This is a genomic window from Agromyces sp. MMS24-K17, from assembly GCF_043950245.1.
Classification (GTDB): Bacteria; Actinomycetota; Actinomycetes; order Actinomycetales; family Microbacteriaceae; genus Agromyces.
Map to the genome: position 1 here is coordinate 2018224 of NZ_CP171640.1, position 12490 is coordinate 2030713.

Consider the following 12490-nt stretch of genomic DNA (forward strand, 5'->3'; position numbering starts at 1 on the left):
AGGTTGCGGGCCGGTGCTCGGCCCGACTGCGACGGTAGGCGGCTTCGCTTACGAGCTTCCCCCGCGATGGTGAACGGCGGGTGAACGGCGGCTTGCGACTCGGAAGGGTGCCCCGGTGGTGGCGCGCCGCGCTCAGGGGCGCGGGGCGTGCGTCTCGATCGCGATGATGCCCGAGCTCGGGTTCGTCGCCGACAGGTGCACCACGCTGTACGCGCCCGGCTCGAGCAGCGCGGCGTCGTCGACGTACGGGCCGAGGGGCGTGCCGGTCGCCAGCGCGACCTCGCGCACGAGTTCGCTCATGAGCGGCCGGTGCCCGCAGACGACGGCCGTCTTGCCGACGCGCACGCGCTTGCCGATGACCCGGCGCACCTCGGCGCGGCCCTCGTCCCACGCGTCCTGGCTGATGCCGTCGTCGCGCTTCACCTCGAGGCCGATGGCCGCGGCGAGCGGCATGACGGTCGCGACGCAGCGGACGGCCGGGCTCGTGACGATCCGCTTCGGCCGCCAGGCCGGCAGCACGTCGACGAGCGCGGTCGCCTCGTCGACGCCGCGCTCCGCGAGCGGCCGGGTCGCGTCGGGGCGGCCCTTCCACTGCGACCGGTCGACGGCCTTGCCGTGCCGGAGCAGGATCAGCGCGAACGTGTGCGTGACGCCCTGCTCGACGAGTTCGGCGAACCGCTCGAGGATCCGCACGTCGGGCTCGTACGTGAGGTAGGCGCGGGCTCGCTTGATGGTCACCCACTCGATCGCGGCGACCTCGGAGTTCGGCCGGAACGTCGAGCGCAGCACCGCGCCCTCCGTGACCTCGGCCGCCCAGTAGTGCACGACCTTGTCGCGGCCGCTCGGCATCTTGTAGCGCGACTCGCCGAGCGGCACGCCGAGGGCCACCGACAGCCCGGTCTCCTCGGCGATCTCGCGCACCGCGGTCTGCGGGAGCACCTCGCCGGGGTCGACCTTGCCCTTCGGGATCGTGACGTCGCCGTACGCGGTGCGATGGATCACCAGCACGTGGAGTCGCCCGTCGATCAGGCGCCAGCAGACGGCGCCCGCGGCGTACACCGCGGTCTCGACCGCCCGCGTCATCGACGGTTCCCCGGCCGGGTCCGGTGGGCCGTGCGCTGCATGAGGCGGTTCTGCAGGTCGTCGAGCGGATGCCCCGCCTCGTCGACGGAGTGCCGCGTCCACGTGCCGTCGCCGTCGAGCCACCACGAACTGGTGCGCTCGTCGAGGGCGAGGTCGAAGAACCCGGCGACCTCGTCGAGGTGGTCGGGGTCGACCAGGCGCACGAGGGCCTCGACGCGGCGGTCGAGGTTGCGGTGCATCATGTCGGCCGAGCCGATGTAGACCTGCGGGTCGCCGTCGTTCGCGAACGAGAAGACGCGGGAGTGCTCGAGGTACCGGCCGAGGATGGAGCGGACGGTGATGTTCTCGCTGAGCCCCGGGATGCCGGGTCGCAGGCTGCAGATGCCGCGCACCCACACCTCGACCGGGACGCCCGCGTTCGAGGCGCGGTAGAGCGCGTCGATGATGGCCTCGTCGACCATCGAGTTCACCTTGATCCGGATGCCACTCGGCTTGCCGGCCTTCGCGTTGCGGGTCTCGACCGCGATGAGCTTCAGCAGGCCCTTGCGCAGGTGCAGCGGGGCCACGAGCAGGCGCTTGAACTTCTTCTCGATCGCGTAGCCGCTGAGCTCGTTGAAGAGGCGGGTGAGGTCCTTGCCGACCTGGTCGTCGGCGGTGAGGAGGCCGAGGTCCTCGTAGATCCGGCTCGTCTTCGGGTTGTAGTTGCCGGTGCCGACATGGCTGTAGTGGCGCAGCTGGCCCTTCTCCTGCCGGATCACGAGCGCGAGCTTGCAGTGCGTCTTGAGCCCCACGAGCCCGTAGACCACGTGCACGCCGGCCTTCTCGAGCTTGCGCGCCCAGGTGATGTTCGCGGCCTCGTCGAAGCGGGCCTTGATCTCGACGAGCGCGAGCACCTGCTTGCCGGCCTCGGCCGCGTCGATGAGCGCCTCGACGATCGGGCTGTCGCCCGAGGTGCGGTAGAGCGTCTGCTTGATGGCGAGCACGTCGGGGTCGGCCGCGGCCTGCTCGAGGAAGGCCTGCACGCTCGTCGCGAACGACTCGTACGGGTGGTGCAGCAGCACGTCCTTGCGCGCGATCGCGCGGAAGATGTCGGCCCGCTGGTTCGGCTCGCCGGGCAGCAACTGGGCGTTCGTCGTCGGCACCTGCGTCGGGTAGTGCAGGTCGGGCCGGTCGATGCGCGAGAGGTCGAACAACCCGCCGAGGTCGAGCGGTGCGGGCAGCCGGTAGACGTCCTGGGCGCTGATGTCGAGCTCGCGGACGAGCAGGCCGAGCGTGAGCTCGTCCATGTCGTCGGTGATCTCGAGGCGGATGGGCGGCCCGAAGCGGCGGCGCAGCAGCTCCTTCTCGAGGGCCTTGATGAGGTTCTCGGTCTCGTCCTCCTCGATCTCCACGTCCTCGTTCCGGGTGACCCGGAAGATGTGGTGGTCGAGGATCTCCATGCCGGGGAAGAGGTCGCCGAGGTGGTTGGCGATGAGCTCCTCGAGCGCGATGTACCTGGCGTCGTCGACGGTCTCGTCGGGGCTGACCTGCACGAATCGCGGCAGCATCTGCGGCACCTTGACGCGCGCGAACTCCTCGCGGCCGGTGCGGCTGTTCCGGACCCGGACGGCCAGGTTGAGCGAGAGGCCCGAGATGTAGGGGAACGGATGCGCCGGGTCGACGGCGAGGGGCATGAGCACCGGGAAGATCTGCTCGGCGAAGAAGCCGCGCAGGTGGCCGCGCTCGGCCTCGCCGAGCTCGTCCCACGAGACGACGCGGATGCCGGCCTCGGCGAGGGCCGGCTTCACGAGGTCCTGGTACGCGGCGGCGTGGCGGTCCTGCAGCTCGTGCGCCTGCCGGGAGATGTCCTCGAGGACGTCGGAGGGCGACCGGCCCACGTTCGTGGGCACGGCGAGGCCCGTGACGATGCGCCGCTTCAGGCCGGCGACCCGCACCATGAAGAACTCGTCGAGGTTCGACGCGAAGATCGCCAGGAAGTTCGCCCGCTCGAGCACGGGCTGACGCGGGTCCTCGGCGAGCTCGAGCACGCGCTGGTTGAACGCGAGCCAGCTGAGCTCGCGGTCGAGGTAGCGCTCAGCGGGCAGTTCCGGCGCGCCCTCCACGTCGAACGGTTCGAAGTCGTCGTCGAAGTCGCTCGAGGTGAGGTCGTCGTCGAGGGTGTCGGTCATGTGCACATCCTGCCACCGGGAGGTGACGTCGCATCGACCGCCGGGTCACCTGGAAGTGACCGGCGTCCCCTGCTCGTCTTCCTCGTGGACGTTGAATCGGTAGCCGACGTTGCGCACGGTGCCGATGAGGCTCTCGAGGTCGCCGAGCTTGGCGCGCAGGCGTCGCACGTGCACGTCGACCGTGCGGGTGCCGCCGAAGTAGTCGTAGCCCCAGACCTCGCTGAGCAGCTGCTCGCGCGTGAACACCCGCGACGGGTGCGCGGCCAGGAACCGGAGCAGCTCGAACTCCTTGTACGTCAGGTCGAGGGGGCGGCCGTGCACCTTGGCGGAGTAGCTCGCCTCGTCGATCATGACGCCCGAGGTCTGGATCCGCTCGGAGGGGCGCGACGACTGGGCCCGCCCGATCGCGAGCCGGATGCGCGCGTCGAGCTCGGCCGGGCCGGCGCCCTCGAGCACGACGTCGTCGACGCCCCAGTCGGGCGTGACGGCGGTGAGGCCGCCCTCGGTGACGATGAGCACGAGCGGCACCGAGAGCCCGGTGGTCCGCAGGATCTGCGAGAGGGCCTTGGCGCCGGCGAGGTTGGTGCGCGCGTCGAGGAAGACCAGGTCGGATTCGGGCGCTCTGACCAGCTGCTCGGGCGAAGCGGGGATGACCCGCATTCGATGAGTCAGGAGTGACAACGCCGGGAGGACGTCTTCGTCAGCCGCCGGCGACAGGATCAGCAACTGCGCCACGCACACCCTCCAAGGAGTAAGGTGCCGCCCATACTAGCGGGATGCGCACGGTCCTCGTGCGACCGGGGGCGGGAACGGAGCGGCGGACATGGCGGACGGACGGCGGCGGGTCGGATGGATCGGCATCGGCGTGGTGTGGCTCGTCGCGGTGATCGGCGCGGTCCTGGTGCTCGTCGCCGACGCCGGCGGTGCGGCGGTCGGCACGATCGAGGACGGCCCGTACGGCACGTGGGCCGCGCTCGGCGTGGTGTTCGGCACCGCGGTGCTGCTCACCCTCGTCGCGCAGCTGGCCTCGCGGCGGCCCGAGGGCTTCGTGCGCCGTGCGAGCGCATCCGTCGGCGGCGCGGCGGTGGTCGTGGGCGTGGCGGCGCTGGCGGCGATCCCGCTCGGCTGACGGCGTAGACTCGCTGGCATGTCCGAACTCCTCGCGCTCGAACTGCTGTTCATCGGCCTGCTCGGCCTCGCAAGCCTCGCGATCGCGTGGATCAGCGGGGTCGTCGTCTACAAGCTCTTCAAGGGCCAGCGCTAGGCGTCGGTGAAGACGTGGCGATGATCGAGCTGCCCGTCGACCTGCCGGCCGAGCTCGTGCCGCTCTCGTGGCTGATCGGCGTCTGGGAGGGCTCCGGCGTCATCGACTACGCCGTCGGCGACGAGTCCGTCACCCACGAGTTCGGGCAGCGCGTGAGCTTCAGCCACGACGGCCTGCCGTACCTGAACTACACGTCGTACACCTGGCTCTTCCCCGAGGAGGAGGGCGGCGAACCCCGCCCGCTCGCGGCGGAGACCGGGTACTGGCGCCTCGCCCGCCCGCTCGGCGAGGGGGACCCCGGCCCGGCGCTGCTGCCGGGCGTGGGCGAGCGCCCCTTCGCCGACGCCGAGGCGGTCGAGACGCTGCGCAACGAGGCCGGCGGGTTCGACCTCGAGGTCTCCGTCATCCACCCCGGCGGCGTCAGCGAGCTCTACCTCGGCCAGGTGAAGGGGCCGCGCATCGACCTCGCCACCGACGCCGTCATGCGCACGCAGGGCGCCAAGGACTACGCCGCGGCCACGCGCCTGTACGGCCTCGTCGAGGGCCACCTGCTGTGGGCCTGGGACATCGCCGCCCTCGGGCAGGACCTGCGCACGCACGCGTCGGCGCGACTCGCGAAGGCCGACTGATGGCCGCCTCGCCGTTCCTCGCGCTGCACGGCGCCGTCCCGGCGGAGGGCGTCGACGCCGGCGTCGCCGCGCACTACGGCAACCCGATCGTCGAGCAGCGCCGCCTCGAGGCCGGGTCGGCGGTCGTCGACGCCTCCGATCGCGGCATCGTGACCGTCACCGGTCCCGACCGGCTCAGCTGGTTGCACTCGATGGCGAGCCAGGCGCTCGACCGCCTCGCGCCCGGCACGAGCACCGAGACCCTGCTGCTCGACGCGAACGGCCACATCGAGCACGAGGCCCACGTCCTCGACGACGGCGAGACGACCTGGCTGGTCGTCGAGGGGAGCGAGGCATCCGCCCTCGCCGCGTGGCTCGACCGGATGCGCTTCATGCTGCGCGTCGAGGTCGCCGACCGCGGCGAGGAGTTCGCCGTGCTCGCGGCGGCGACGACCGAGGCGCTCGACCGGGCGGCGCCCGCGGCGGCGCCCGCCGGCGTCCCGCTCGACTGGACCGACCCGTGGTCGGAGCCGGGTGGCCACCGGTACGCGTCGGCGGCGGGGCATCCGTCGTCGACCTGGCGCTGGGTCGAGCGGATCGTGCCGCGCGACGCGCTCGCCGAGGCGGCCGCGGCCGTCGAGGCCGGCCGCGTCGAGGTCGCCGGCTCGCTCGCCGCGGAGGCGCTGCGCATCGCGGCGTGGCGTCCGCGCCTCGCGACCGAGGTCGACGAGAAGACCCTCCCGCACGAGCTCGACTGGCTGCAGAGCGCCGTCGACCTGCACAAGGGCTGCTACCGCGGGCAGGAGACGGTCGCGAAGGTGCTGAACCTGGGGCGGCCGCCGCGCCGGCTCGTACTGCTCCACCTCGACGGCAGCGACACCGTGCTGCCCGCGCCCGGGGAGCCGGTCGTCGCGCTGAAGGTGCGGCCGGAGCCCGCCGCGGGCGAGGAGCCCGAGCGCCGCCCGGTCGGGCGCATCACCTCGAGCGCCATGCACCACGAGCTGGGGCCGGTGGCGCTCGCGGTCGTGAAGCGGGCCGTGCCGGCCGGCATCCCGCTCATCGTCGAGAGCCACGGCATCGACGTCGCCGCCGCGCAGGTCGAGATCGTTCCGGCCGACGCCGGCGCGGCCGTCGAGGTGCCCCGCCTGCCGAGGCTCGGCATCCGTCCGTGAGCGACCTGGCGACCCGCGTCGCCACCGGCGGGCGCCGTCTCGCCGAGTCGATCCCCGCGATCCTCCAGATCACGGTCACCGCGGTCGCGGCGTGGGCGTTCGCGCACTACGCGCTCGGACGCGAGCAGCCGCTCATCGCCGCGATCGTCGCCATCACGGCCCTCGGGTTCGTGCGCGACGCCCGCCCGGTTCGGGTGCTCGAGACCGCCGTCGCCATGACCCTCGGCATCGCGCTCGCCGAGGTGCTGTTCCTGGCGTTCGGCGCCGGGGTCGTGCAGTACGCCGTCGCGCTCGCGCTCACCCTGGCGGTCGCGCGGTTCCTCACTGCGAACGCCGCGTTCGCGGTCGCCGCGGCCGTGCAGTGCTCGCTCGTCATGCTCATGCCGCCGCCGGCGGGCGGCCCGTTCCTGCGCACCGTCGACGCGCTCGTCGGCGGGGCGTTCGCGCTGCTCGCGACGGCGCTCATCCCGCGCGACCCGCGGCGGGCGGCGACGCGCGAGGGCCGGCGGCTCATCGAGGACCACGTCGCGGTGCTCTCGCTGCTGGCCGACGCGCTCCGCGCGGGCGACGCCGCGCTCGCGGCCCGGGCGCTGGAGCGGGCGCGGTCGAGCGACTCGCGGGTCGACGCCTGGCGGGCGGAGGTCGAGTCGGGCGTCGCGATCGCCCGGGTCTCGCCGTTCCTCCGGCGCACCCGCTTCGACCTCGCCAGGCAGCGCGACATGGTCGGCAGCCTCGACCTCGCGACCCGCAACCTGCGGATCGTCGCCCGACGGGCGGAGTGGCTCCTCCAGGACGGCACGCCGCGCCCGGCGCTCGCCGAGCTCGACGCGCGCATCGTGCCTGCGCTGGGGTTCCTCGCCGACTCGCTCGGCGACGTCGCGGCGGCGCCGGTCGCGCGTGCGTCCTTCGTCGAGATCCTGCGCCACCTCGACCCCGAGCAGATGCTGCCGGATGCCCCGGCCGGCGATCGCACGGCCGCGCACGCGGTGCGCCCGTACCTGGTCGACCTGCTGACCGCCACCGGCCTCACCGTCGAGCAGGCGCGCACGCACCTGCCCTGAGCCTCAGGCGGCGGGCGCCACCGCGGTCCAGGGGAGCGTGAGCTCGCCGAGCCGCCAGCGGCGGACCCCGCCGAGCACGGGCCATCCGTCGTCCTTCAGCAGGCGCACCGCGCCGATCCAGCGCTGGGAGGGGCCGTAGACCGACAGCGGCGACTGCACCCGCCACGCGCGGTCGAACGCGACGAGCAGCGCGTGCACGTTCTCGCCGGGGACGTTCCGGTGGATGAGCGCCTTCGGCAGCCGCTCGGCCACGACGCTCGGCGCCTCGAGGCCGGCCAGCCGCAGGCTGATCGTGAACGTCGACGGGCCGGATGCCCCGTGCCCGACCCAGCTCGAGATGCGACCCAGTTCGTCGCAGGTGCCCTCGACGAGCAGCCCGCCGGGCGCCAGCCGCTCGGCCATGCGGGGCCACGCCCACGCGACGTCGGCCTCGTCGTACTGGCGCAGCACGTTGAACGCGCGGATCACCGCCGGGCGGCGCCCGCCCGGCACCGGCACCTCGAAGCCGCCGAGCCCGAACGACACGGCGAGTCCGGTGGGGAAGTGCGTGCGGCCGGCCCGCACCTCGGCGAGCTGGGCGCGAGCGCCCGCGACGCGCGCCGGGTCGATCTCCAGTCCGAGCACCTCCACGTCGGGGCGCGCCCGCCCGAGGCGCACCGCCAGCTCGAACGCGGTCACCCCGCTGGCGCCGTAGCCGAGGTCGACGACGAGGGGATCGGCCGCGCGACGGAGCTCGGGGGAGTCGGCGATCCAGCGGTCGACGCGGCGCAGGCGGTTCGTGTTCGTCGTCCCGCGCGTGATCGATCCGACCGGCATGGCATCAAGTGTCGCAGGCCATAGGCTGGTGGGCATGCCTCACACCCTCGTGCTGCTCCGCCATGGCAACAGCGAATGGAACCAGAAGAACCTCTTCACCGGCTGGGTCGACGTCCGGCTCTCCGAGCAGGGCCGTGCCGAGGCCGTGCGGGCCGGCGAGCTCCTCGTCGAGCACGGCGTGCTGCCCGACGTGCTGCACACCTCGGTGCTGACGCGGGCCATCCAGACCGCCGACCTGGCGCTGGAGGAGGCCGACCGCCTCTGGATCGACGTGCGCCGCTCGTGGCGCCTCAACGAGCGCCACTACGGCGCGCTGCAGGGCCTCGACAAGGCCGAGACGCTCGAGAAGTACGGCCAGGAGCAGTTCATGCTGTGGCGCCGCTCGTTCGACGTGCCGCCGCCCGTGCTGGCCGACGACGCCGAGTGGTCGCAGGTCGGCGACCCGCGCTACGCGGACCTCGCCGACGACGAGCTGCCCCGCACCGAGTGCCTGAAGGACGTCATCGCGCGCATGCTGCCGTACTGGCAGTCCGACATCATCCCCGACCTCGAGGCCGGCAAGACGGTGCTCGTCACCGCGCACGGCAACTCGCTGCGGGCGCTCGTGAAGCACCTCGACGGCATCTCCGACGACGACATCGCGGAGCTCAACATCCCGACGGGCATCCCGCTGGTCTACGAGCTGGGCGACGACTTCATGCCGACCAAGCCGGGCGAGTACCTCGACCCCGAGGCGGCGGCGGCCGGCGCGGCCGCGGTGGCGGCCCAGGGCAAGAAGTAGGACCCGCCGCCGGCGGAGGCCGGCGGACACGACGAGGGCGGGGGTGCCATGGCACCCCCGCTCTCGTCGTCTGCGCGGACCAGGTCAGCTGGACTGGTCGGGAGCCCAGTCGCCGGTCGCGAGGTACTTGACCTTCTTCGCGATCGACACGGCGTGGTCGGCGAAGCGCTCGTGGTAGCGGCTCGCCAGGGTGGCGTCGACGGTGGCGACGGCCTCGCCCTTCCACGTCTCGCCGAGCACCTTGTCGAAGACCTGGAGGTGGAGCGCGTCGACCTTGTCGTCCTCGGCGAGGATCTCCTCGGCGATCTCCGGGTCCTCGGTGAGGAGCAGGTCGGTGAGGCGTCGCGCGATCTCGACGTCGAGGCGCCCCATCTCGGAGAACGTGCCGCGGAGCGACTTCGGCACCACCTTGTCGGGGAAGCGGTAGCGCGCGAGCTGCGCGATGTGGCGCGAGATGTCGCCCATCCGCTCGAGCGAGGCGCTGATGCGCAGCGCGCTCACGACGATGCGCAGGTCGCGGGCGACCGGCTGCTGCCTGGCGAGGATGGTGATCGCCAGTTCGTCGAGCGTGACCGTCGCGTCGTCGATGCGGGGGTCGTCGGCGATGACCTCCTCGGCGAGCGTGACATCCGACTCGTTGAACGCCCGGGTCGCCTTCTCGATCGACTCCGCGACCAGTCCGGCGATCTCGACGAGACGCTCCTGGACCTCGCGCATCTCCTGCTGGAACACTTCGCGCATGCTGCTGCAACCTCTGTCTCTCCGGCCCGCACGGCACGCGGGCGCAGGGCTCCGAACGGGGCCCCGGGTCATCCTCCCCAGCGCAGGTGAACAGCCGGTGCCGTACACCTGAACACTTCCCAACCTAGCGCCGTACGCGGGCCCACAGGGCGTGCGGGCGACGGGCGGCTGGCTATCGTGGGGAACATGGATTCGACCTGGGTCGTCGTGACGGCGCTCGCCCTCGGAGCGTTCCTCGGTGCCGCCTTCATGATCGTCCTCTACATGGCGGAACGGCGGGGGCACTCGGCCGCCGCGGTGGTCGCCCCGACGATCCCCGACGGCGTCGAGCAGATGCTCGAGGTGCTCGAGTCGGCCGGCATGGTCCTCGACCCGTCGAACAACGTGCTGCGCACCTCGCCCGGTGCGCTCGCCCTCGGCCTGGTCCGCGACCAGTCGCTCGTCCACGCCGAGCTGCTCGAGCTCGCGGCCACCGTCCGCGCCACCGGCGAGCCCGTCGCGCAGGAGCTCGTGGTCGCCCGCGGGCCGTTCGGCGGCGGCACCCTCCACCTCCGCGTGCGGGCGGCGCTGCTCGGCTCGCGGTTCGTGCTCATCCTCGCCGAGGACCGCACCGACGCGCACCGCCTCGACGAGGTGCGGCGCGACTTCGTCGCGAACATCAGCCACGAGCTGAAGACCCCGATCGCCTCCGTGAGCCTGCTCGCCGAGGCCATCGACACCGCCGCCGACGAGCCCGAGGTCGTGCGCCGGTTCGCCAAGCGGCTCGAGGTCGAGTCGGCCCGCCTCGCCGGCATCACGAGCGAGGTCATCGAGCTCTCCCGCTTGCAGGCGCAGGACGCGATCCGACCCGACGAGCGCGTCGACATCGACGAGGCGGCCCGCGCCGCCGTCGACCAGAACCGCGTCGTCGCGGCCGGCCGGGGCATCGAGGTCGCCGTGAAGGCGAAGACCGGTGCGCAGGTGTGGGGCGACCGGTCGCTCATCGTCGTCGCGATCCACAACCTCGTCTCGAACGCCATCGCCTACTCGAGCGACGGCGGCCGGGTCGGCGTCGGGGTCCGCGCGGCAGACGGCATCGTCGAGATCGCCGTCACCGACCAGGGCGTCGGCATCGCCGAGGAGGACCTCGACCGGGTGTTCGAGCGCTTCTACCGCGTCGACCAGGCGCGCTCCCGCGGTACCGGCGGCACCGGCCTCGGCCTCAGCATCGTGAAGCACACGGTCCAGAACCTGGGCGGCGACGTGCGGGTGTGGTCGACGCCGGGCCGCGGCTCGACGTTCACCGTGCGCCTGCCGCTCGCCGCCGACCCGGTCGATCCCGAGCCCGCCGCCGGCGCGTCGAGCGACGGGCCCGCGTCGGGCCCGGCGGGATCGGGGCATCCGGATGCGTCGAAGCCGGCCCCCGGCCGCACCGGGGACGCCGCCCGCCGCCCGACCACCGCCGCCCGCCGCGGCGGGACCGCACGCAGACCGTCGTCCCGCCAGGGCCGACCCGCCCAGGCGGCACGCGTCGCCGCCACCGATCGAGGAGACACCGAGTGACCCGCATCCTGCTCGTCGAAGACGAGATCGCCCTCAGCGAGCCGCTCGCGTTCCTGCTGGAGCGCGAGGGCTACGAGGTCGAGGTCGCCGACGACGGCCGCGCCGCCATCGAGGCGTTCGACCGGGAGGGCGCCGACCTCGTGCTGCTCGACCTCATGCTCCCGGGGCTGCCGGGCACCGAGGTGTGCCGCGAGATCCGCCAGCGCTCGAGCGTGCCGATCATCATGCTGACGGCGAAGGACTCCGAGATCGACATCGTCGTGGGGCTGGAGCTCGGCGCCGACGACTACGTCACGAAGCCGTACTCGACCCGCGAGCTGCTCGCGCGCATCCGCGCCGTGCTGCGGCGTCGCGTGGACGCACTCGACTTCGACGACTCGATCCTCGAGGGCGGCCGGGTGCGGATGGACGTCGACCGGCACACGGTCGAGGTCGAGGGCGCGTCGGTGTCCATGCCGCTGAAGGAATTCGAGCTGCTCGAGCTGCTCATGCGCAATCCCGGACGCGTCCTGACCCGTGGCCAGCTCATCGACCGGGTGTGGGGCTCCGACTACTTCGGCGACACGAAGACGCTCGACGTGCACATCAAGCGCATCCGCTCGAAGATCGAGCTCGCGCCGTCGGAGCCGGTGCAGCTGGTGACGGTCCGCGGGCTCGGGTACCGCTTCGAGGCCTGACCGGTCCGGGAACGACGAAGCCCCGCGCCTTCCGGCGCGGGGCTTCGGTGGTTCGTGGGGCTGCCGCCTACGGGCGCAGCGCGCGGTACTCGGGCAGGCGGCCGTCGAGCACGGGGGCGGGGATCTCGAGGCCCTCGGAGCCGCCGGTCGAGAGGTACAGGTCGACGAGGTCGCCGGGCTTCGCGTCGATGCCCTCGATCAGCAGGGGCTCCTCCTGGTCGTCGTCGGCGCCGAGCACGACCTGGCCGTGCGCCTCGACCTCGACGGTCTGCGAGTCGCCGTCGGCGAGGCCGATCTCGAGCTCCGCGTCCTCGTCGCTCGAGTTCGAGACGGTGAAGACGAGGTTGGCGTCGGAGCCGCCCTCCTCCATCACGAGGAGGATGTTGCGGACCGCGAGCGCACCCACGTCTGCGGAGACGCCGTCGCTCGCGTCGTACTTCTCGGTCGTCGCCTGGTAGGTCAGCATCGCGCATCCGGTGCCGCCGAGGATGACGGTCAGAGCCAGGGCGGCGGATGCCACGAGACGCGCCTTCACAGAACCTCCAGAAGTGGGAGCGTGCACGCGCGGACGAGGTGC

General features: G+C 72.7%; 13 protein-coding genes. 7 read left to right on the plus strand and 6 right to left on the minus strand.

All coding sequences use genetic code 11. The features are described from left to right. Positions 1–132 precede the first annotated feature (132 nt). From ACGGZK_RS09140 to ACGGZK_RS09150, 3 genes are read right to left on the minus strand one after another with little or no spacing between them, the layout of a single operon-like run. Positions 133–1083 (minus strand): NUDIX domain-containing protein, encoded by a 951-nt coding sequence (locus tag ACGGZK_RS09140; RefSeq protein ID WP_395245940.1) that lies wholly within the window; start codon positions 1081–1083, stop codon positions 133–135. Beyond that, complete coding sequence (locus tag ACGGZK_RS09145) at positions 1080–3251, minus strand: RNA degradosome polyphosphate kinase (protein ID WP_395245941.1); 2172 nt, start codon at positions 3249–3251, stop codon at positions 1080–1082. The genes ACGGZK_RS09140 and ACGGZK_RS09145 overlap by 4 nt, the downstream gene beginning before the upstream one ends. Before the next feature lie 45 nt (positions 3252–3296). Continuing rightward, entirely contained in the window at positions 3297–3986 is a 690-nt protein-coding gene (locus ACGGZK_RS09150) for a DNA-binding response regulator (protein WP_395245942.1), read from the minus strand. A gap of 88 nt (positions 3987–4074) precedes the next feature. On the opposite strand from ACGGZK_RS09150, the gene ACGGZK_RS09155 reads away from it, so the two are divergent. The 4 genes from ACGGZK_RS09155 (at position 4075) to ACGGZK_RS09170 (ending at position 7356) form a co-directional block, all read left to right on the plus strand. Further along, a complete protein-coding gene (locus ACGGZK_RS09155; protein ID WP_395245943.1) occupies positions 4075–4380 on the plus strand; it encodes a hypothetical protein in 306 nt (101 codons plus the stop codon). Between the two features lie 155 nt (positions 4381–4535). After that, positions 4536–5144, plus strand: coding sequence for an FABP family protein (locus ACGGZK_RS09160; protein ID WP_395245944.1), 609 nt, complete (start codon positions 4536–4538; stop codon positions 5142–5144). Further along, positions 5144–6295, plus strand: a complete 1152-nt coding sequence (locus ACGGZK_RS09165) for a YgfZ/GcvT domain-containing protein (protein ID WP_395245945.1) — start codon at positions 5144–5146, stop codon at positions 6293–6295. Before ACGGZK_RS09160 ends, ACGGZK_RS09165 begins: the two co-directional genes overlap by 1 nt. Continuing rightward, positions 6292–7356, plus strand: a complete 1065-nt coding sequence (locus ACGGZK_RS09170) for an aromatic acid exporter family protein (protein WP_395245946.1) — start codon at positions 6292–6294, stop codon at positions 7354–7356. Before ACGGZK_RS09165 ends, ACGGZK_RS09170 begins: the two co-directional genes overlap by 4 nt. A gap of 3 nt (positions 7357–7359) precedes the next feature. Here ACGGZK_RS09170 and ACGGZK_RS09175 read toward each other — a convergent pair whose 3' ends face one another. Further along, positions 7360–8172 carry a class I SAM-dependent methyltransferase gene (locus tag ACGGZK_RS09175; RefSeq protein WP_395245947.1) on the minus strand — a complete coding sequence of 271 codons (813 nt, stop codon included), beginning with the start codon at positions 8170–8172 and terminating at the stop codon, positions 7360–7362. A gap of 34 nt (positions 8173–8206) precedes the next feature. Here ACGGZK_RS09175 and ACGGZK_RS09180 point away from each other — a divergent pair, with 34 nt between their 5' ends. Next, complete coding sequence (locus ACGGZK_RS09180) at positions 8207–8953, plus strand: phosphoglyceromutase (RefSeq protein ID WP_395245948.1); 747 nt, start codon at positions 8207–8209, stop codon at positions 8951–8953. An 84-nt stretch (positions 8954–9037) separates the two neighbouring features. Here ACGGZK_RS09180 and phoU read toward each other — a convergent pair whose 3' ends face one another. Beyond that, entirely contained in the window at positions 9038–9694 is a 657-nt protein-coding gene (phoU, locus tag ACGGZK_RS09185; RefSeq protein WP_395245949.1) for a phosphate signaling complex protein PhoU, read from the minus strand. Positions 9695–9880: 186 nt separating this feature from the next. On the opposite strand from phoU, the gene ACGGZK_RS09190 reads away from it, so the two are divergent. Both ACGGZK_RS09190 and ACGGZK_RS09195 read left to right on the plus strand, forming a co-directional pair. Then, the gene (locus ACGGZK_RS09190; RefSeq protein WP_395245950.1) at positions 9881–11236 is read left to right on the plus strand and encodes an ATP-binding protein; all 1356 of its coding nucleotides are present in this window, start codon (positions 9881–9883) and stop codon (positions 11234–11236) included. After that, positions 11233–11913 carry a response regulator gene (locus ACGGZK_RS09195; protein ID WP_395245951.1) on the plus strand — a complete coding sequence of 227 codons (681 nt, stop codon included), beginning with the start codon at positions 11233–11235 and terminating at the stop codon, positions 11911–11913. The genes ACGGZK_RS09190 and ACGGZK_RS09195 overlap by 4 nt, the downstream gene beginning before the upstream one ends. A gap of 67 nt (positions 11914–11980) precedes the next feature. Here the strand turns inward: ACGGZK_RS09195 and ACGGZK_RS09200 are convergent, their stop codons facing one another. Continuing rightward, the gene (locus tag ACGGZK_RS09200; RefSeq protein ID WP_395245952.1) at positions 11981–12433 is read right to left on the minus strand and encodes a DNA modification methylase; all 453 of its coding nucleotides are present in this window, start codon (positions 12431–12433) and stop codon (positions 11981–11983) included. Positions 12434–12490: the final 57 nt, after the last annotated feature.